Below are 20123 nucleotides of genomic sequence, written 5' to 3'. Positions count from 1 at the left end.
GAATTAACGGAAGCAAGGGGGAGCATCATGCAAATCACGATCAAAGATGTCGCCAAACACGCCAATGTCGCACCGTCGACCGTGTCTCGCGTCATCGCCAACAGTCCACGTATCAGTCAGAAAACGAAAGAGCGTGTACGCAGTTCGATGGAAGAACTCGGGTACCATCCGAACATTCACGCGCGAAGTCTCGCCAACCGCTCGACACAGTCGATTGGTCTCGTCATGCCGAGCGCAGCGACGAAAACGCTTCAAAATCCATTCTTCCCTGAAGTATTGCGTGGAATCAGTACGAAAGCCCACCAAAACGGTTACTCGCTTTACATGACGACGGGCGTGACCGAAGAAGAGGTCTTGTCGGGGGTCATCGAGATGGTCCAAGGCCGTCGCGTTGACGGCGTCATCGTCTTGTACTCACGTGAAGACGACAAAGTCGTTCAATACTTACGTCAGACAAAATTCCCGTTCGTCGTCGTCGGGAAGCCGTTTGGAGATGCCTCCTCGATTACGTACGTCGACACGGACAACTATTTGGCCGGGCGTGAAGTAACGAAACACTTATACAACCTCGGCCATCGTTGCATCGCCTTTATCGGGGGATCCGATAAACTCGCCGTCACACAAGATCGTCGCAACGGGTACGCGACAGCGTTGATGGAGGCGGGCATCCCGGTTCGGGAAGACTATATCGCTCGTGCCGAGTTCATGACGAAGGGCGGGGCCAAAGCCGTGCGGGAGTTGCTCCAGTTAGAGGAACCACCGACAGCCGTCGTCGTCAGTGACGATATGATGGCGCTCGGCGTCATCAGCACGCTCAGTGAGATGGGGCTTAAGATACCTGAGGACGTCGCCGTCGTCAGTTTCAACAACGTCTTCATCGCCGAACATTCGAATCCGCCGCTCACTTCGGTCGAAATCAACATCTTCGGCCTCGGTTTCGAGGCAACGAACTGTCTGATTGAACAGATTGGAGACAGCGCGCCACCTTACGGGAAACGCGTCATCGTTCCGCATTATTTGGTCGTTCGTCAGTCATGTGGTCAGAAAAAGAAAACTGAAATCGTTGAATGAGGTCAAACCTTCCGTTTCATGCGGGAGGTTTTTTATGTTCAATCCGGATGCATATAATAGAAGCGGAATCAATCGGTCAAAAGTCATATCGTTACAAATAGATTACAATCGTGAAAGAAATGCATGAAACGGAATTGCAAGGGAACATCTACATTACCGGCCGAATGGCAGATCATTACGAATCCGCCCAGCCAATAACCAAAAAAATAAAGAATTTGAAAGGGAGATACAATCATGGATAACAAACGTTATGTAGGCACTTACTATCAGGAGTCAGAGCTTGTGTCAAAAATTGATGAGCTTCGCGCCCAAGGGCATCGCGAAGACGATCTGTACGTCGTTGTGAAAGATAAGTCGAACCTTTCGATGGTTCGCGGCGAAACGGATGCAGAAGTAAAAGAAACGAAAGCGTCATGGCTCGATCGTTTCTTCGGAGTAGCAGACGGCGGAGACGAAGTACGTCACACGTTCGATAAACTCGGCTTCTCAGAAGAAGAGACGGCGCGTCATCACCAAGATATCGAAAACGGCGGCATGGTCCTCTTGCTCGACAAGAATGACGGCGTGTTTGACGACGGACGTAACGATACGTTCGAAGGCGGCCGCACATCAGCTGGTTACGGATCAGAAGGTAACGAAGCGGGCAATATGACCGCGCGTGACTTCGGAACAGGGACTGGCGTAACCGGTGCCGGCATCGGTGCAACAGGTGCAGGCGTCAACTCGAACCGCTTCAACGATATGGATGAGGACATCCGTAACCGTACGGACTTGACGGACGAACAGAAACTCGAGTTGCACGAAGAGCGTCTCCTTGTGAACAAGGAACGTGTGCAGACTGGTGAAGTTCGCGTCGAGAAAGATGTGGTCGAACGCGAAGAACGCGTCGATGTCGAAGTCGAGCACGATGAAGTGTATGTCGAACGTCGCCGTGTCGATGGGGACCGTGAAGCGACGGGGCATTCGTTCGATGCGACGACTGACCGCGATGAGATTCGCGTACCGGTCACGGAAGAACGTGTCGATGTGACGAAGAAAGATGTCGTTGCCGAAGAAATCATCGTCGGCAAAGAGAAAGTCAAAGATACGGAAACGGTACGTGAGACGTTGCGTAAAGAAGAAGCGCATATCGAAGGGGAAGACGACCTTCGCCATCGCGATCATGATCTCGATCGCAAACGTCGCGACGAGCGTGACCGCCTGTAATCGATTGACCAAGTACCTCGACAAGGATGGCTCTCTCTGAGGGACCATCCTTTTTTTCGCCAAGTAACCATAGGAGGAATCAATGCCATGAAACATGCGATTATCTCTGAAGTATTTGACCAGCCGGAGGCGCTGCTCAATCGAACGGTCGATTTGAAACGAGAAGGATACGCCGAAGAGGACATGTACGTCCTCGTCAAACGAGCCGACGCCGCGGACGCGGTCCGACGCCAGTCGAAGTTATATGTGCTCGTCACCGACGAACCGGGTACGGTCGCCTCACTCGTCACATCGAGCGAGCGACCGATTGAACGCTGGCTTGGTAGCATGCGGCTCACGAAGGAGCAACAGGATCGCTTCGCTCAGGAAGTCGAGCAGGGACGACTCTTCTTGTACGTCGATGCCGACCGTGGCGACCAATCGCTTGAGGCCGGCCGCCCGAAAATGAAATCAGAACCGGAGACGGAAGAACAGACGCTTGCCTTGCACGAGGAACGCTTGACCGTCGAGAAACAAGCCGTTCAAACGGGCGAGGTCGTCATCAATCGACACGTCGCGGAGACAGTTCAAGAGATTGAAGTCCCGGTCCGCAGGGAACAGGTTCATGTGGAGCGGACACCAGGGTCAGAAGACGTGCTCGAGGACTATGACTTTAATCAGCCCGGCATTCGCACGATTGACGAAGGGGACCATCTCCGGATTCAAGTCATCGAGGAACGGGCGTTCATCGTCAAACGTCCTGTCGTCGTCGAAGAGATTATCGTCCGGAAACAAGTGACCGAAGACGTGAAAACCATGACGGAGACGCTCCGTAAAGAAGAAATTGAAGTGACCGAGGTCGGCCAGGCCGACGTCACGATTCATGACCAGACAACCCGAAAGGATGAGACACGATGAGCAAACGTCGATTTGTAGACACATACCAAGACGAAGCGGCCCTCGTCGCCAAAATCGATCAACTGATCGAGGAAGGCTATGAGGAGAGCGACTTATATGTCGTCGCGAGAGACAAAGATGACGTCTCGCTCGTCAAACGGAACACCGACGCAAAAGTGGAAGCAGCGAGCGCGAACTGGATGCAAAAGTTCGCGGGTGTGGCCGAAGGCGAACAGGAAGTGAAGCGGGCGTTGCTCGACCTCGGTCTCGCTGACGACGACGTCAACCGCGCGTATGGCGATATTTTAAACGGAGGCTACGCCTTGATTCTCGATGAACCGGACACGGGGTTCAATGACGGAAACAACCCGGCGTTCGAAGGGCACGAAGCGAACGCAGCGTTCGGGCGCGACCAAGACAAGTGACTAGAGCACCTACTGCCTTCTTGAAAAGGTGGTAGGTTTTTTGTTTGTTCCAAAAAGTAAGAAAAAAGTTTATGCAAACGATTGCATTCTCGTGCAAGTCGTGTAAAATGAGAGGTGAGATTGAAATACAGCGCTTTCATAGACAAACGGTTGCATGATTCGATTGTCTAATGACGAGTAGCCTTGTAGAGAAAAAGGAGTGGCAGACAGATGAAACGATTGTTTGCAGTCGACGAATGGAAAGTAACGGAAAAAGGCCTACATCCGGAAGAAAATCGCCTGGCGGAATCAATTACCTCGCTCGGGAATGGACATATGGGGATGCGTGGCAACTTTGAAGAAGAGTATTCAAACGATACACATCAAGGCTTTTACGTGGCCGGTGTTTATTACCCAGATAAGACACGTGTCGGTTGGTGGAAGAACGGTTATCCGGAATACTTCGCAAAAGTATTGAACGCGACGAACGTCGTTGGGCTTCGTGTCGCCATCAACGGGACTCCGGTCGACTTGGCGAAGTGGGAAGTGAAAGACTTTACGCGTGAACTTGATATGCAGCGCGGTGTCTTGACGCGGACGTTCACGCTCGTGAACGGGACGGAAGAGACGAACGTCGAAGTCGTCCGGTTCTTCTCAATCGTCGACAAAGAGATTTTGGCGATCCGTTACAACGTCACTCCGGTCAACTACGAAGCGAAAGTCGAATTCACACCTTTCTTGGACGGCGATGTCGTCAACGAAGACTCGAACTACGATGAGAAGTTCTGGTTGCCGGTCGAACACGGCGTCGAAGAGCGTTTCGGTTTCGTGACAACGAAAACGAAGAAGCTCGACTGGCACGTCACGGCATCGATGATTGCTGACGTCGAGGGGGCACGTTGCGAAGTGCTCGAAGCGACGGACCTTTACGTCGCCAACAAGTTCACGGTCACGGCACCAGCTGGTGAGACGGCGACGGCGTACAAGTACGTCTCGGTCGTCACGAACCGTGATTATGAAGTCGAGGCGTTACAATCGGAAGGGATGCAACGTGTCGAGATGGCGTTCGAAAAAGGCTTCGAAACGCTTCTCGCCGAGCAGACGGAAGCATGGCTCGCTCGTTGGGAAGACGCGGACGTCCGCATCGACGGCGACGCTGAAGCGCAGCAAGGTATCCGCTTCAACATTTTCAACATGTATCAGACGTATACGGGCGAGGACTCGCGCCTCAACATCGGACCGAAAGGGTTCACCGGCGAGAAATACGGCGGCGCCACATACTGGGACACGGAAGCGTATTGCCTCCACTTCTACTTGGCGACGACGAAACCGGAAGTATCGTGGAACTTGCTCAAATATCGTCACAACCAATTGCCGCAAGCAAAAGAGAACTCGGTCAAGAACGTCGGCATGGAAGGCGCCCTCTATCCGATGGTGACGATGAACGGCGAAGAGTGCCACAACGAGTGGGAAATCACGCATGAAGAGATTCACCGGAACGGTGCGATCGCCCACGCCATCTTCAACTATACGAACTTCACGGGCGACAAGTCATACCTAGGTCAATACGGACTTGAAGTATTGGTCGAGATCTCGCGTTACTGGGCGAGCCGCGTCAACTTTGTCCCGCACAAAGACGTGTATATGATTCTAGGCGTCACAGGTCCGAACGAATACGACAACAACGTCAACAACAACTGGTATACGAACTTGATTGCCGCTTGGACGCTCGAGTACACGCAAGAAGTGTACAACTATTTGAAAGAAGCAGAGCCGGCGCGCCTTGAAGAACTTGTCGCGACGCTCGGTCTTTCAGACAAAGAACTCGCGAAGTGGAACGATATTCAAACGAAGATGTACTACCCGAAAGATGACCTCGTCCCAGACGTGTTCATGCAACAGGACGGCTTCATGGATAAAGAACAGATTTTGGTGAAAGACCTCGATCCGAAACATTTGCCGCTCAATCAAAACTGGTCGTGGGACCGTATCCTCCGCTCGAACTTCATCAAGCAGGCGGACGTGCTCCAAGGACTGTATACGTTCAGCGATCGCTTCACGGTCGAACAGAAGCGGGCCAACTTCGACTTCTATGAGCCGCGTACGGTCCATGAGTCGAGCTTGTCGCCTTGCGTCTACTCGATTATCGCAGCCGAAGTCGGCTATGAAGACAAGGCGGTCGAGTTGTACCAACGTTCGGCACGACTCGATCTCGATAACTATAACAACGATACGGAAGACGGGCTTCACATCACGTCGATGGTCGGCTCATGGATGTCGATCGTTCACGGTTTCGCAGGTATGCGCGCCCTTGAGTCGGAGCTCACATTCAGCCCGATGATTCCTAAGGGCTGGAACGGGTACTCGTTCAACATGCTCTGGCGCGGTCATCATTTGACGGTCACGTCGACGCGTGAACAAGTGACGATCAAACAGACAGGTGGCACGGACGTGTCCATCCGCGTATACGGAAACATCGTCACGGTCCCGGCAAACGATACCGTGACAATCGAGACGGTGAAAGCGTGACCAAACGCATCAGCTCAACAAGTCGGCCTCGGCCGGCTTGTTTTTTTATGAAGAGCGTGGACACATCCCATTATTTTTATGGTAGGCAGCACTAGAAAACTATGTTATCTTGATTCTTAGCCATTTTTGAAAGGGGAGACAAAACTTGACGGAAGCCGTTAAAGAACACGCTCGCATCGGAATCGTTTCGATTATCGGGGGAGTGTTCGTTGCATTATCCATGACATTATTTTTAATCCCGGCGGGGGTATACTCGACCGGATTTACGGGGCTCGCCCAAATTTTTACGCAACTGTTTGCGGGGACACCGTTTGAGCTCGGGGAAGGGATTTGGTTCTTCGTCTTGAACGTACCGCTGTTGATCGTCAGTTATTTCATGCTCGGCAAGAACATGATGATTCATACATTGATCAGCGTCGCGGCAGTCACCGTGTTCATTCGCGTGCTTCCGCAGTCGTCAATCATTTCGGACGACCCGCTTTTGAACGCTGTGTTCGGTGGGGTTTTGCTCGCCATCGGTTCGGGGATTACGATTCGTTTCGGTGCCTCGACCGGCGGATTCGATATCGTCGCCCTGATCTTAGCGAAGTTCACGAACAACTCGGTCGGCGTCTATCTGTTCCTCATGAACATGATGATCGCGCTTTGGGCCGGTGCGTTGTTCGGTTGGCAGACCGCGCTTTATACGATCGTCTTCTTATATGTGACGTCGAAAGTCATCGATGAGATTTATACGAATACGCAGCGCCAGACGCTCTTCATCGTCACGAGTCATCCGGACGAAGTGACGAAGGAGTTGCACCAGCACGTCTTCCGCGGCATCACGCTCATGCCGGCGATCGGCACATACTCGAAAGTCGAGAAAGCGACGCTCATGATGGTCGCTCAACGACACGAAGTGCGTGAAATCACACGCATCTGTAAAGACGCCGATCCAAGCGTCTTCATCAATATGGTCCCGACTGAAGATGTCGAAGGTGCGTTCCGACGCTAAAATAAACCCCCGCTGAACGCTCAGCGGGGGTTATTGTATAGGTAGAGATAAAACGAGTGTGAGGGGGACGTGTGATGATTGGAGTCAGTATTGCGACGAAGTGGGAATATGAAGCGACATTGGAGCATTATGACGTCAAAGTGGATGAGCGGTTCAGTTATCCCTATGGCGAGTATTTCAAGAGGGCGCTTAATGATGTCGAACTCGTTTTCTACAGCACCGGTGTGCGGAAAGCGAACGGGGTCGGTGCTAATCAATATATGATGTCTCGCTTCAATTTAACGAAAGTGATTGTGGCTGGCACGTGCGCCGGAATCGACGATACGTTCAACCAGTTGGATATCCTCATCCCTCATCGCGCTGTTCAATACGATTGCACGGTCAAAGAAGTAGAGCCGCTGATCAAGCAATCGTTCATCGTCGACATTGAACTAGCGAACTACGGGGACGATTTTTTGACGGGTACCATTGCGACGGCCGATCGAGCGGTCGTGATGTGGAACGACTACCTGGAACTGAAAGGACACGACATCACCATCGCGGATACGGAAGCAGGCGCCATCGCGTATATCTGCAAGAAAAATGACGTCGAATGCATCGTCATCAAAGGAATCTCAGACTTCCCGACGGATGAACGTGACGCGGATCCGTATGAATCGAACGTGGGACAAATCAACGTGTACATCGCGAACACCCCGAAAGTGATGACCAAGATTTTTGACGACTATTTGTGGCGCTTTATTTGACCATAGTTAGAATCGAACGCAAAAAACACCGACTGCATGAACAGTCGGTGTGTGGATTATGCTTTGATGCCAAGTTTTTCTTCGAGGTAGATGGCGATGCCGTCTTCCATATTCGAAGCGGTCACTTCATCCGCGACGGCTTTCAACTGGCTGATGGCGTTGCCCATCGCGACGCCGGTGCCGACGTAGTCGAGCATCTCGAGGTCGTTTTCCTCGTCGCCGAACGCGATGATGTTTTTGCGGTTGATACCGAGATGTTTCGATACTTCGCGCAACCCGAGCGCTTTCGACGTGTTCTGGCTCATGACCTCGATCATGTGCTCTGGCATGCGCCATTGGCGGTTCAAGACGGCCTCGGCGTGGACTTTATTCAAACGAGCGCGGACGTTGTCGACGTGCTCTTTCGTCGCGTGGATGAGGAGCGATGTCGGTTCTTCCTGCAAGTGCTTGAGCAAGTTGCCCGACGTGACGCTGAGCGCGCGCTCGGCGTACGGGCTGTAAAACTCTTGCGGATCTTTATGGAAATAGACGTGGTCGGTCACTTCGACGACGATGTTGTGCGCTTTCGTTTCCGATACTTCCTCGATAATCTCGTGCGCCGTCTTGAGGGGAATCGGCCGGTGCGTCACTGCGTATGACGGATCTTTCGGGTGATGGACGAGCGCGCCGTTGAAGTTGATGAGCGGTGTCGTCAAGCCGAGCTCTTCGTAATACATGATCGAGTGGCGTTGTGGGCGACCGGTCGCGATCATCACTTCATGACCCGCCTCACGGGCTGCTTGAAGCGCGCGCACGTTGCGCTCACTGATCGTCTTGTCGTCGCGCAACAACGTTCCATCCAAATCGACTGCGATTAAATAACGTGACATAGGGTTTCCTCTTTTCTACGAGTTGCTTATTTCTCAAACCGTACCATATTTCCCGTTTCGACGGAAAGAATATACAATCGAGGTCGCACATTTTACGGTAACAATGCTATACTAAGGACGTATGAATTTTTCATGAATCATCTGTGAGATGGAGGGGACTATCGATGCGTTACTTAGTCACATTGTTCTGGGCGATCTTGCTTTCGAATACAGCAATCTTTATCATTTCTGCTGTCGATGGCGTGACGTTCAACGCGATGCTCGCGACATTCTTTGGCGTCGTCATCACGATCTTTATTGTACTCTTGGACACGCTTAACCAAGATATGGGGATTAGCGACGTCGCACAAGAGAAGTAAGACGTCTACAACCAAGCTGGCTCATATCCGAGTCAGTTCTTTTTATATTATTAGGAGGAATCGAATATGAAAAACAATGCCAAACGGGCGAACTTCATCACGTTCGCTATCATCGGAGTCATCATCGTCATCGGTCTCGGCTTGTTGTTCTTCTTGAACAACGCGAACGAGGAGACGGGCGTCAACGCCGTCACACCTGACGAGCTCGAGACGAAGATTTCAGAAGAAGAGGAAGTCGTCGTCTACTTCTGGCAGACAGGTTGCGAATACTGTGAGCAAGTCAAACCATACGTCGAGCCACTCATCGAAGAGAATGACGCCGTCTCCATCAACTTGGCCGACCACAACGTCTGGACGACTTATGGCATCAACGGGACACCGACGATGATTCGTTTCCAAGATGGCAAAGAAGTCGGACGTGTTGAAGGAGCGGTCTCTGAGCAACAGTATGAAACGTTCTTTAAAAACGAGGAGGGCACACAGTGATCAAAAGCCGCTTATATCAGACTTTGTTTGAATTGAACGCGACCCCGGTCATTGCCAAGCGACTCCGTGCCTTCGCTGAATCGTCAGCGAGCCGGGCCTTCATCCCGTCGTTTGCGAAAACGTATCAAATCAACGTTGATGAAGCGGCGGAACCGATCGAGGCTTATCCGAGCCTGCACGCCTTTTTCACACGTCATTTGAAAGACGGGGTCCGGCCGATTGACGCCAACCCGAACTCGGTCGTCTCACCATGCGACGGCAAACTATCCATCGTGGCCGATATTACGGACGACAGCCGCTTCGAGGTCAAGGGTCAGTCGTACACGCTCGCCGAACTGCTCGGATCGCAACAAGAAGCAAGACGTTACGCCAGCGGTACGGTCTGTGTCCTTTATTTGAGCCCGCGTGACTATCACCGCGTCCACGTCCCGCTCGCCGGGCGGGTGCTCAGTCATTATGAACTCGGTGACCGTTCGGCACCGGTGAATGACATCGGGTTGACGGAGACGGTTCGTCCGCTCTCACGCAACTATCGTCGCGTCACACGCTTCGAGACGGCCGTTGGAGTATACGAGCACATCATGGTCGGGGCGTTAAACGTCAATACGATCGAATGGACGCTTGAAGGCGACCGCGCGGGCAAAGGCGACGAGGTCGGTTATTTCTCATTCGGCTCGACCGTCATCCTTTGTTTTGAGAAAAGCCGCGTCACCATCGACCCAGCCAAAATCGGCCCGGTTCGACTCGGAGAAGTCATCGGGACGATGCAAAACGGTTGATTTTTTAAAACTTTTTCAGGCCGACCGAACGATACACTAGTCGTTTGGTCGGTTTTCGTTTACCATAGAAGGGATATCACTACATGTATAGTAGTTGAATCGCTTTAGCTAATTGGAGGAATTTAACCGTGTTTAATCGACTTTATCCGAAACAGTTCGTCGCGTCAGTATTTGACATTGACCTTGAAGAATTGAAAGACCGTGGGGTACGTGTAATTTTGACGGACCTTGATAATACACTCGTGGCCTGGGACGTCCCGCACGCACCAGAGCTTCTTTTGCTATGGCTTGAAAAAGTGAAGTCACACGGCCTCGATGTCATCGTCGTCTCGAATAATAACGAGAACCGCGTACGTACGTTCACGGAACCGCTCGGCCTTCACTATGTGGCACGTGCGAAAAAGCCGTTACCGTCTGGATTCAAACAGGCGCTCGCAAAATATGGCTATTCGACGAAAGAAGCCATCTTCTTAGGCGATCAATTGTTCACGGACGTACTCGGTGCCAACATGGCCGGGATTCACGTCATCCACGTGCAACCGGTCGTCAAGACGGACGGACTCGTCACGAAGTTCAATCGCATGCTTGAAAAAGTCGTGTTCGCCCATATGAAACGTCGCGGAAAGTACGTGTTGATCACGAAAAAAGTTGAGGAACTCGCCGTCGATGCGAAGCGCGCCAAAGTGGCCGTCGCTGAGAAAATCGGTGAAGCGATGCACTCACGTTCCGAAGATTCACATAAAAAAGATGAATAAGGACCTCGAACGCACAGGAAGAAGGAGGCTGTCCATGTACGGCGCGTAAGGCGTCGGAATTAACGCTTCAGGAGTAGCGGCGAGGCGCTACAGTGAATGAAGAAGAGGCAACTTAAATGACAGCAGACAACATTATGGAAGAAACAACACGTTATTGCGCCGGTTGCGGTGTCGCTATTCAAACGGAAGACCCGACCGGTGCCGGTTATGCACCAAAATCGGCACTCGATCGCGAGATCGTCATTTGCCAACGTTGCTTCAAATTGAAGCACTACAATCAAATTCAAGACGTCGAATTGACAGATGACGACTTCTTGCGCATCTTGAACGGCATCAGCTCCAAAGAAGCGCTCGTCATTAAAATCGTCGATATTTTCGACTTCAATGGCAGCTGGTTGCCAGGGCTACAACGCTCAGTCGGCACGAACCCCGTCCTCTTGGTCGGGAACAAAGTCGACTTATTACCGAAGTCGGTCAACCCGAACCGGATGGCCAACTGGATGAAGTCTGAAGCGAAAGAACTCGGCTTGAACCCGGTCGATGTGCACTTGATCAGTGCCAAAAAAGGGCACGGCATCGACGAGCTCGCAGAGAAAATTGAGTACTATCGTAAAGGCAAGGACGTCTATGTCGTCGGTTGTACGAACGTCGGGAAGTCGACGCTCATCAACCAAATCATCAAGCGTTTCGGAGCAGAAGACGAGGCTATCATCACGGTCAGTCATTTCCCGGGAACGACGCTCGATTTGATTGACGTCCCGCTCGACGATGATGCGAACCTGTACGATACGCCGGGGATTATCAACCGTCATCAAATGGCGCATTATGTCGATGCGAAAGATTTGAAGACGATCACCCCGAAAAAAGAGATTAAGCCGCACGTGTTCCAACTGAACCCGCAGCAGACACTCTTCTTCGGTGGACTCGCCCGTCTCGACTACATGGAAGGCAACAAGCGCTCGTTCGTTGTCTACATGTCGAACGAGTTGAAGACACACCGGACCAAGCTCGACAAAGCAGATGAACTATACGAAAACCATATCGGTAAGATGCTCAATCCGCCGAACGAGAAAACGTTGCAACTATTGCCTCCGCTCGTGCGTCACGAGTTCAGTCTCCGTGACGGCGTCAAGACAGACATCGTCTTCAGCGGACTCGGTTGGGTTGCGATTCACGGAAAAGGTGGACGCATCGCCGCGTGGGCACCAAAAGGAGTTGCCGTCACATTGCGTGAGGCGCTCGTATGAGACTGGCCGTCATCGGTCACCCGATTGCTCATTCGCTCTCTCCCGTCCTGCACGAGCAGTGGCTGAGAGCGTCTGGGCTTTTCGGGCGCTATGAGGCGCTCGACGTCACCCCGGACGAAATCGAGGACTTGTTTCAACAGATGCGTGACGGTGTCTGGGACGGATTCAACGTCACAATCCCGTATAAAGAGGCTGTCATCCCGTACCTTGATACACTCGATGTGGCGGCCGAAGCCGCTGGTGCCGTCAACACGGTGTATAAGCGGGACGGGAAGCTGATTGGGACGAACACGGACGGTGCTGGCCTCGTCGCCGCGCTCGACCGCTGGACTGATTGGACGGGCCATGTGCTCGTCATCGGGGCGGGTGGGGCAGCGCGCGGCATCATCAGTGCCTTGCCGACCCGTGACGTCACGGTCACGAATCGAACGATGGAACGGGCGGAGCGTCTCGCGGACGCGTTCGGGATCGAGGCGCAGGCGCTCACAGATGTCGAGATCGCAAGGTATGACGTCATCATCCAGACGACATCGGTCGGCATGGACGGCGTCGATTCACCACGATCGTTAAAAGGTTTACGACAAAACACCGTCGTTTGTGATATCATATATCGTCCACTCGTCACACCGTTTTTAAAGGAAGCCGCCAAAGCAGACGCGAAAATCGTCAACGGAACTGCCATGTTCGTCGGACAAGGCGCTTTGGCGTTTGAATATTGGACAGGTGTGAGACCGGATCAACTTGTCGGAATGAAGTTAATTGAACGCTTATTGGAGGAATAAATAGTATGTTATCAGGTAAACAAAAACGCTTTTTACGTGCCGAGGCACACCACCTCTCGCCGATTTATCAAGTCGGAAAAAATGGAGTGAGTGAAGCGATGTGCAAAGACATCAGCGACGCGCTCGAAAAACGTGAGCTCTTGAAAGTTCAAGTGCTTCAAAACTGTACCGATACGCCGAAAGACGTAGCCGGAGAATTGGCTGAAGGCACGAAAGCCGAAGTCGTTCAAGTCATCGGAAAAGTCATCGTCTTGTACAAACAGGCGACTGAGAAAGAAAATCGCCAAATCAAACTCCCATGAGCCGCATCGGCCTGATGGGAGGCACGTTCGACCCGCCACATCTCGGTCATTTATTGATCGCCGAACAGGCGCGCGAACAGTTGGAACTCGATGAGGTCTGGTTTCTGCCGGCGGCGATTCCGCCGCACAAGGCGGGCTTCAGCCCGGCCGAAGACCGAATCGAAATGACCCGGCGGGCGATTGCGGATCAACCTGCGTTCAAACTGAGCTTGATTGAGTTTGAACGTGACGAACCGTCCTATACGGTCGAGACGATGAGACGGTTGCGGGACTTGTTTCCGGACGACACGTTCTTCTTCTTGATTGGGGCGGACTCGCTCGAATCACTTGAGAAGTGGTACGATTACGAGACGCTCGTCACCCTCGTCACGTTCGGGGCTGTCGCGCGTCCGGGCAGCCGCTACCGCATCCCGAAACAGGCAGATGTGCGCACGATCGATATGCCGCAACTCGAGATCTCGTCGACCGATATCCGGGAGCGGACGAGACGGGACAAGTCCATCAAATATCTCGTCCCGCTCGATGTCGAAACTTATATCAAGGAGCGCGACTTGTATGACGTATGAGGAAGCACAATCATTGATTGAGGCGACGTTGCCCGAGAAACGCTACATCCACACGCTCGGTGTCGTCGAAACGGCCGACCGGTTGGCCCGCTTGTACGGGGCTGATGTGGAAGCGGCGCGACTCGCGGCGATGTTGCACGACTATGCGAAATATTTGGATGCCGACATGATGCGGCAAGTCGTGGTCGAGGAGAACCTCGACCCGAGCTTGCTTGCGTTTGATGACGAGCTGTTGCATGCGCCGGTCGGGGCCATCCTGTTAGACCGAGCGTACGACCTTGACCCGGCCGTCGTGTCGGCCATCAAGAACCACACGACCGGAGAACCGGGCATGTCCCGGCTCGACCAGATTTTATTCGTTGCGGACGCAATCGAACCGAATCGGTCGTATCCCGGCGTCGACGTCTTACGTGACCTCGCGGATCGTTCGCTCGAAGCGGCCGTCGTCGCGACGTTGCGCCAGACGATTGCTTATTTATTGAACAAGTCGGTGCGGATTTTCCCACTGACGATTGAGACGTATAACCATTTTGTGAAAACACCCTAGGAGGTACAGTATGACTGTAAAAGAAGAATTAGAATTGATCGTGAAGGCCGCTGACGATAAGCGTGCCGAAGATATCGTCGTCCTCGACATGGAAGGCATCTCACCAGTCGCAGATTATTTCGTCATCTGCCACGGTAACTCAGAGAAGCAAGTCCAAGCGATTGCGCGCGAAATCAAAGACGTGGCCGGCGAGCATGAGCTTCCGCTCCACAAATTCGAAGGCATGGACTCGGCACGTTGGGTGCTCGCTGACCTCGAAAACGTCGTCGTCCATATCTTCCATCGCGATGACCGTGACTACTACAACCTTGAAAAACTGTGGGCAGATGCGCCACAAGTGGAAGTAGAAGTCGGCTAATGGCGTACGAAGGGTTCGCCTACGTCTACGATGAGTTGATGAAAGATGCCCCGTACGAGGACTGGGTCGCCTTCGTGCGCCGCCATGTCAAAGACGGTGCATCGCTTGCTGACATCGGATGCGGGACGGGCTCGGCGACGATTCGCTTGGCGCAGTATTACGAGACGATCGGACTCGACTTATCTGAGTCGATGCTCGAAGTCGCCCAAGAGAAAGCGCTCGAGGCAGGCATCACGCTTCCGCTCTGGCAACAGGATATGCGGGAGCTTGAATTGCCACACCCGGTCGACGCCGTGACAATCCTCTGTGACTCGCTTTGCTATCTCGAGGATGAGGCCGATGTCATCGACACGTTCGAGGCGGTGTACGAACAATTGAAACCGGGCGGCATGTTCATCTTTGATGTGCATTCGCCAAACAAGATGCAGACGCTTTTCAACCAGAAGACGTATGCCTCGAACGGGGAAGATTGCTCGTATATCTGGTTCGCCGACCCAGGCGAATCACCGCTCTCGGTCGTTCACGATTTGACTTTCTTTGTCGCCCTTGAGGATGGCACGTATGAGCGTGTCGAAGAGACGCATGAGCAACGGACGTATGAGCCGGGGCAATATATGCAATGGCTCATCGGAGCCGGCTTCCATGTGAAATCGGTCACGGCCGACTTTACGGACCAAGCTCCGGGCCCGAACGCAGAACGAATCTTTTTTGTCGCCCAGAAATAAACGAGACCCCATCGCGGATTTGCGATGGGGTCTCGAGCTGTTAACGAATCAAATCGCAACATGCGGTCTGATTTTTTTTATTGATGGCTCTGCCCGAAGTGAAGCATTGCTGCAGTCATGTTTGCCCAATTCGTGTTTCCATGCCTCCAAGTCAGGTGTTTAATACTTGATTTATAAAGGCAGCTTTAGCTTGAGTATACTTTTCTCGGTCATTACGAAATTCTTTTGCTAAATGTCTTTTAAGAAGCCCGTACTCATTTACAAGCGAAGGATTGTCTCGTAATTTATCTCGAAACTCAATCTGTTTTCCCCAACGATCTTCTGTTATTTTCATGATGTGTAAATGAGCAACTCGCTTATCATTTTTTACTTTCACAAAAAATCTCCGCCAGGATTGTCCATCTAGTTCAGGTGGTACATAGTGCCAATCATGCAACGTTAACGTATCAACAATATCGTGGATTTTTTCAAACGATTCGATCCCAATCATCACATCTATAATCGGTTTTGCGGGTAGACCAGGAACGGCCGTACTACCTATGTGTTCCGCTTCCTTGATGTCAAACTTTGAAAGTAAGTCGAACAACTCTCTTGTTTCTTGTAGACCTAACCGTGCCCACTGCACATTAGAATCTTCTATTTCAATAGTCTCATAAGCCCAAATCGGAATATTTGAGTGTTCGTGTTTGTCTTCTTTCATGAGTTTATCCCATCTCCCTGAAAGTTTTTTTCACTTTATACGCAGAACCTCATTTTAAAACGCGATATAGAGAACCAGATCATTTTTATCTCATGTTGCTTACAGCCTTGTTTCTCCGTTCATAAGTAATTCAGTGTTGATTCATGGCCCCGTCATAATGCTAATCATAAAAAGAGTCGAAAAACCCCATCGCAAGTAGCATGGGGTCTTTGTCATGGTCAAGCCTCGTGACTGAATTGCCATTGGACACCGAAACGGTCTTCGACCATACCGTACGCTTTGCTCCAGAACGTCTCTTGGAGCGGCATGAGGACACGGCCGCCGTCAGATAGGGCCTCGAATTCACGACGGATGGCGTGGAGGTCATCTGTCACGACGGCGAGCGTGATGTTCTGTCCGAACGTGACCGGACCGTCCGGCATCGCGTCCGAAAACATGAGCGAAGTGCCGTGGACGCTTAGACGGGCATGGAGCACGAGGTCGGCCAGCTCATCCGGTACCGGTTCACCGTCCGGTCCAGGCTGGGCAGCAAACGTCATGATGTCCGGGGCGGGCTCGGCGAAGACGTCGGCATAAAACAGGACGGCGTCGCGACAGTCGCCATTGAAATTGAGATACGGGTTGATCGGCATGAGTGTTCCTCCTCGAATCGTTTCTTTCAGTATGAGACAAACTGATGACGGAAGAATCCGACAAAAGCACGAATTTTCGGACGGGATTGTTGAAACGGTCGCTGAAACGGGAATACGGTAGGTGAGACATTCTTACGAAGGAAGGCGCGCAGAGATGAAACTGACACGAGGACGTCTACTGGAATTCGGGTTCGTGTTGTTCATGGCGGTCATACTCGTCACGTCGATCATCGAAGGAGAGTGGTTTGACGTGAGCGTCGCCGGGGCGGGAATCGTGTCGGGTTTGATTCCGTTCATCCTCGAGAAGACGTTCAAAACCGAGTTCGACGCTAAAATGAAAGTCGCCTATATCTTATTCTTGTTTGCGTCGCAGTACTTGGGGTCAATTGTCGGCTTATATTCGAACGGTTGGTGGGACACGTTTCTTCACGTGTTGAGCGGCGTCTTCTTGGCGTTTCTCGGCTTTGATTTCTTAAGTCGACTTGATGAGGACATCCGACTTGAGATGCCGAAGCGGTTCGTCTTCGTCTATATCGTCGTCTTCGCGATGGCCGGGGCGGCACTTTGGGAAATGTATGAATTCACATCGGACTTGCTATTGAACACGACGATGCAAGGGAACGGGAACGACGACACGATGGTCGATCTCGTTGCCGGATCACTCGGCGGCATTATCGCAGCCTTGCTCGTGACCGAGATTCACCGAAAAGAACAACACAAGAAACGTAAAAACTGAAAGCGATTGCAAAACGTCCGAGCATAGCTCGAGCGTTTTATTTGTAATAATTATTATCTTTTAATATCATTAACTTTGTAAGAATGATTATAAAGAGGAGGCAACAATATGGATCAACATCGTCGTCTAACTACTAACCAAGGCGTCCCAATCGGGGATAACGCCAACTCCATCACAGCGGGTCGCCGCGGCCCGACACTTCTCGAAGATTATCAACTCATTGAAAAACTCGCCCACTTTGACCGTGAGCGCGTGCCGGAGCGGGTCGTTCATGCCCGTGGTGCCGGAGCACACGGTGTCTTCAAAGTTAAAAATAGCATGAAACGATATACAAAAGCCAAATTTTTGCAGGAAGAGGGACAAGAGACACCAATCTTCGCTCGCTTCTCAACCGTCATCCATGGTCTTGGCTCACCAGAGACGCTTCGTGACCCACGTGGATTCTCGGTCAAGTTTTACACGGAAGAAGGGAACTATGATTTCGTTGGAAACAACTTACCGGTCTTCTTTATCCGTGACGCCATCAAATTCCCAGACGTGATCCACTCACTCAAACCGGACCCACGGACGAACTTGCAAGACCCAGACCGTTTCTTCGACTTCATGTCGCTCACGCCGGAATCGACGAGCATGCTCATCCACTTGTTCAGCGATGAAGGGATTCCAGCCTCATACCGTCATATGCGCGGTTCATCGGTCCACTCATTCAAATGGGTCAACGAATACGGAAACACGGTGTACATAAAACTCCGTTGGGTCCCAAAACAAGGGGTTAAAAACTTGTCGATGGAAGACGCGGCGAAAGTACAGGCCGAAGACTTCAACCATGCGACACGCGACTTGTTCAACGCCATCGAGGAAGGCGACTTCCCAGAATGGGATCTCTACGTCCAAATCCTCGACCCGGCCGATATGGACAACTTCGACTTCGATCCGCTCGACGCGACAAAAGACTGGTTCGAAGACGTCATCCCGTATCAGCTCGTCGGTACGATGACGCTCAACAAAAACGTCGACAACTACTTTGCCGAGACGGAATCGGTCGGCTTCAACCCGGGCGTGCTTGTACCTGGGATTCAACCGTCGGAAGACAAAATGCTCCAAGGTCGCTTGTTCTCCTATTCGGATACGCAACGTTACCGGATCGGAGCGAACTACTTGCAGCTCCCAATCAACTGTCCGTTCGCACAAGTGTCGAACAATCAGCGTGATGGCGTGATGCCGTTCAAACAACAAACGAGCCCGGTCAACTATGAACCGAACCGCTATGAGGACGCACCGAAACCGGATGCGGCTTATATCGAGACGGAACAACCACTCTCAGGCGTGGCCGGACGTCAAAAAATCGAGAAGACGAACGACTTCGGTCAAGCTGGAGAAGTGTACCGTCGCTACTCGGAAGAAGAGAAGACGGCACTCGTGAACAACTTGGTGGCGCATATTAAAGAAGTTCGCCATGAAAACACGGTGCTCCTCTTGATCTGCAACTTCTACCGGGCCGACCGCGACCTCGGTGCGCGTCTCTCGGAAGCACTTAACGTCGATATCACACCGTTCTTGAGTCAAGTGACGGAATAATTATTTTAAGCAGAGTCGGCAACAGCCGCTCTGCTTTTTTGCGTATAATGAAGAGCACAGGGATGGCTCGTTTTGACTAGCAGGCCCTAATCCATACGTCAGGAGGAACATGTGATGAGAGAGACCATTTATTATGAACGAGGAACTGACGCTCTGAAGCGTCAAGGAAGACGTGCACAGCGGCTCGTGCAGCGCTTCAATGCATCTGAAGTCGATGATGATACGTTACGAGCGTCAATCCTCCGTGAACTATTTGGTACAGTGGGTGAAAATCCGGTCGTTGAACACAATTTTCATTGTGACTTAGGCACTAACATTCATGTGGGAAATTGATTTTATGCAGGCTATAATTGGACGATTTTAGATATGGCTGAAGTAACGATTGGCGATGACTGCATGATTGGACCGAACGTCGGGATTTATACGGCAGGACATGCGTTACCTTCACGTGACCGAAACAAGAGTGGGATCGCTACCCCGATTCATATTGGCAACGATGTATGGATTGGAGGGAGTTGCGTCGTTTTGGCAGGAATAACGATTGGCGATGGTGCGGTTATTGCTGCAGGTTCCATTGTAACGAAAGATGTTCCTCCGAACGTCGTGGTGGCTGGAAACCCAGCCAAAATCATCAAAGCGATTGAGCAAGAATGATGATGAAACAACGAACTAATACGTTGCTGAACAGTTCCCGTTTCGTTTGAATGAACATGGCTTGATTCCGACGCTTGAAGAAGCAGAACGCTATTGTACATATAGCAATCAAGAAGACGTGGAGACAGAATCTATCCTTTGGCTACCGTGGGCGATTTTTGAGGTGGATGTCTGAATAGAAGCTTTCAAAATTGTCCCGATCTTGTGGTTATGCCAAGATAA

At 51.7% G+C, this 20123-nt stretch carries 24 protein-coding genes and 2 pseudogenes; 23 read left to right on the top strand and 3 right to left on the bottom strand.

Annotated elements, in window-relative coordinates; all coding sequences use genetic code 11:
* Nucleotides 1-27 precede the first annotated feature (27 nt).
* The 7 genes from KNP82_RS10755 to KNP82_RS10725 all read left to right on the top strand — a co-directional run bounded on the left by KNP82_RS10755 (nucleotide 28) and on the right by KNP82_RS10725 (nucleotide 7826).
* A complete protein-coding gene (locus KNP82_RS10755; RefSeq protein ID WP_029595946.1) occupies nucleotides 28-1071 on the top strand; it encodes a LacI family DNA-binding transcriptional regulator in 1044 nt (347 codons plus the stop codon).
* 234 nt (nucleotides 1072-1305) lie between these two features.
* Nucleotides 1306-2277: a YsnF/AvaK domain-containing protein gene (locus tag KNP82_RS10750; RefSeq protein WP_021066663.1), complete on the top strand. Its 972-nt coding sequence runs from the start codon at nucleotides 1306-1308 to the stop codon at nucleotides 2275-2277.
* Nucleotides 2278-2364: 87 nt separating this feature from the next.
* Nucleotides 2365-3174 carry a YsnF/AvaK domain-containing protein gene (locus KNP82_RS10745; RefSeq protein WP_029595944.1) on the top strand — a complete coding sequence of 270 codons (810 nt, stop codon included), beginning with the start codon at nucleotides 2365-2367 and terminating at the stop codon, nucleotides 3172-3174.
* Nucleotides 3171-3578, top strand: coding sequence for a general stress protein (locus tag KNP82_RS10740; RefSeq protein ID WP_029595943.1), 408 nt, complete (start codon nucleotides 3171-3173; stop codon nucleotides 3576-3578). The genes KNP82_RS10745 and KNP82_RS10740 overlap by 4 nt, the downstream gene beginning before the upstream one ends.
* Nucleotides 3579-3788: 210 nt before the next feature.
* Entirely contained in the window at nucleotides 3789-6086 is a 2298-nt protein-coding gene (locus KNP82_RS10735) for a glycoside hydrolase family 65 protein (protein ID WP_214827978.1), read from the top strand.
* 145 nt (nucleotides 6087-6231) lie between these two features.
* On the top strand, nucleotides 6232-7080 hold the full coding sequence (locus KNP82_RS10730; RefSeq protein WP_021066659.1) for a YitT family protein: 849 nt from the start codon (nucleotides 6232-6234) through the stop codon (nucleotides 7078-7080).
* Between the two features lie 74 nt (nucleotides 7081-7154).
* Nucleotides 7155-7826, top strand: coding sequence for a 5'-methylthioadenosine/S-adenosylhomocysteine nucleosidase family protein (locus tag KNP82_RS10725; protein WP_214827974.1), 672 nt, complete (start codon nucleotides 7155-7157; stop codon nucleotides 7824-7826).
* Between the two features lie 56 nt (nucleotides 7827-7882).
* On the opposite strand, the gene KNP82_RS10720 is transcribed toward KNP82_RS10725, so the two are convergent.
* On the bottom strand, nucleotides 7883-8695 hold the full coding sequence (locus tag KNP82_RS10720; RefSeq protein WP_029595940.1) for a Cof-type HAD-IIB family hydrolase: 813 nt from the start codon (nucleotides 8693-8695) through the stop codon (nucleotides 7883-7885).
* Nucleotides 8696-8859: 164 nt separating this feature from the next.
* Between KNP82_RS10720 and KNP82_RS10715 the strand changes: the two genes are divergently transcribed.
* From KNP82_RS10715 to KNP82_RS10665, 11 genes are all read left to right on the top strand, one after another.
* A complete protein-coding gene (locus KNP82_RS10715) occupies nucleotides 8860-9054 on the top strand; it encodes a YjzD family protein (protein ID WP_021066656.1) in 195 nt (64 codons plus the stop codon).
* A gap of 66 nt (nucleotides 9055-9120) precedes the next feature.
* Nucleotides 9121-9540 carry a thioredoxin family protein gene (locus KNP82_RS10710; RefSeq protein ID WP_021066655.1) on the top strand — a complete coding sequence of 140 codons (420 nt, stop codon included), beginning with the start codon at nucleotides 9121-9123 and terminating at the stop codon, nucleotides 9538-9540.
* A complete protein-coding gene (locus KNP82_RS10705) occupies nucleotides 9537-10319 on the top strand; it encodes a phosphatidylserine decarboxylase (RefSeq protein WP_214827971.1) in 783 nt (260 codons plus the stop codon). The genes KNP82_RS10710 and KNP82_RS10705 overlap by 4 nt, the downstream gene beginning before the upstream one ends.
* A gap of 128 nt (nucleotides 10320-10447) precedes the next feature.
* Nucleotides 10448-11074 (top strand): YqeG family HAD IIIA-type phosphatase, encoded by a 627-nt coding sequence (locus KNP82_RS10700; protein WP_021066653.1) that lies wholly within the window; start codon nucleotides 10448-10450, stop codon nucleotides 11072-11074.
* 134 nt (nucleotides 11075-11208) lie between these two features.
* Nucleotides 11209-12321 (top strand): ribosome biogenesis GTPase YqeH, encoded by a 1113-nt coding sequence (gene yqeH / locus KNP82_RS10695; RefSeq protein ID WP_029595938.1) that lies wholly within the window; start codon nucleotides 11209-11211, stop codon nucleotides 12319-12321.
* Nucleotides 12318-13103, top strand: a complete 786-nt coding sequence (gene aroE, locus KNP82_RS10690) for a shikimate dehydrogenase (protein ID WP_021066651.1) — start codon at nucleotides 12318-12320, stop codon at nucleotides 13101-13103. Before yqeH ends, aroE begins: the two co-directional genes overlap by 4 nt.
* A 5-nt stretch (nucleotides 13104-13108) precedes the next feature.
* Complete coding sequence (gene yhbY / locus KNP82_RS10685) at nucleotides 13109-13405, top strand: ribosome assembly RNA-binding protein YhbY (protein WP_021066650.1); 297 nt, start codon at nucleotides 13109-13111, stop codon at nucleotides 13403-13405.
* Complete coding sequence (locus KNP82_RS10680; RefSeq protein ID WP_029595937.1) at nucleotides 13402-13971, top strand: nicotinate-nucleotide adenylyltransferase; 570 nt, start codon at nucleotides 13402-13404, stop codon at nucleotides 13969-13971. The genes yhbY and KNP82_RS10680 overlap by 4 nt, the downstream gene beginning before the upstream one ends.
* Nucleotides 13961-14518 (top strand): bis(5'-nucleosyl)-tetraphosphatase (symmetrical) YqeK, encoded by a 558-nt coding sequence (gene yqeK / locus KNP82_RS10675; protein ID WP_021066648.1) that lies wholly within the window; start codon nucleotides 13961-13963, stop codon nucleotides 14516-14518. Before KNP82_RS10680 ends, yqeK begins: the two co-directional genes overlap by 11 nt.
* A gap of 10 nt (nucleotides 14519-14528) precedes the next feature.
* Nucleotides 14529-14876 carry a ribosome silencing factor gene (gene rsfS, locus KNP82_RS10670; protein ID WP_021066647.1) on the top strand — a complete coding sequence of 116 codons (348 nt, stop codon included), beginning with the start codon at nucleotides 14529-14531 and terminating at the stop codon, nucleotides 14874-14876.
* A complete protein-coding gene (locus KNP82_RS10665; RefSeq protein ID WP_131472289.1) occupies nucleotides 14876-15601 on the top strand; it encodes a class I SAM-dependent DNA methyltransferase in 726 nt (241 codons plus the stop codon). The genes rsfS and KNP82_RS10665 overlap by 1 nt, the downstream gene beginning before the upstream one ends.
* Before the next feature lie 151 nt (nucleotides 15602-15752).
* On the opposite strand, the gene KNP82_RS10660 is transcribed toward KNP82_RS10665, so the two are convergent.
* Together KNP82_RS10660 and KNP82_RS10655 are read right to left on the bottom strand one after the other, a co-directional pair.
* Entirely contained in the window at nucleotides 15753-16301 is a 549-nt protein-coding gene (locus tag KNP82_RS10660; protein ID WP_029595934.1) for a GrpB family protein, read from the bottom strand.
* A 218-nt stretch (nucleotides 16302-16519) separates the two neighbouring features.
* A complete protein-coding gene (locus KNP82_RS10655; RefSeq protein ID WP_214755697.1) occupies nucleotides 16520-16933 on the bottom strand; it encodes a VOC family protein in 414 nt (137 codons plus the stop codon).
* Between the two features lie 154 nt (nucleotides 16934-17087).
* On the opposite strand from KNP82_RS10655, the gene KNP82_RS10650 reads away from it, so the two are divergent.
* The 5 genes and pseudogenes from KNP82_RS10650 to KNP82_RS15735 form a co-directional block, all read left to right on the top strand.
* The gene (locus KNP82_RS10650) at nucleotides 17088-17669 is read left to right on the top strand and encodes a DUF2238 domain-containing protein (RefSeq protein ID WP_214827967.1); all 582 of its coding nucleotides are present in this window, start codon (nucleotides 17088-17090) and stop codon (nucleotides 17667-17669) included.
* A 108-nt stretch (nucleotides 17670-17777) separates the two neighbouring features.
* Nucleotides 17778-19247: a catalase gene (locus KNP82_RS10645; protein ID WP_021066643.1), complete on the top strand. Its 1470-nt coding sequence runs from the start codon at nucleotides 17778-17780 to the stop codon at nucleotides 19245-19247.
* A gap of 114 nt (nucleotides 19248-19361) precedes the next feature.
* Nucleotides 19362-19580: a maltose acetyltransferase domain-containing protein gene (locus tag KNP82_RS15565; RefSeq protein WP_251128723.1), complete on the top strand. Its 219-nt coding sequence runs from the start codon at nucleotides 19362-19364 to the stop codon at nucleotides 19578-19580.
* A 33-nt stretch (nucleotides 19581-19613) separates the two neighbouring features.
* A pseudogene (locus KNP82_RS15740) lies at nucleotides 19614-19667 on the top strand (hypothetical protein); the annotation flags it as partial.
* Between the two features lie 66 nt (nucleotides 19668-19733).
* Nucleotides 19734-19883, top strand: a pseudogene (locus KNP82_RS15735) (DapH/DapD/GlmU-related protein); the annotation flags it as partial.
* Nucleotides 19884-20123: the final 240 nt, after the last annotated feature.

The sequence above is a fragment of the Exiguobacterium sp. s26 genome (genome assembly GCF_018618235.1).
Taxonomy (GTDB): domain Bacteria; phylum Bacillota; class Bacilli; order Exiguobacteriales; family Exiguobacteriaceae; genus Exiguobacterium; species Exiguobacterium chiriqhucha.
The sequence above is the reverse complement of the archived record's forward strand: the minus strand, read 5'-3'. Positions and strand labels throughout refer to the sequence as shown.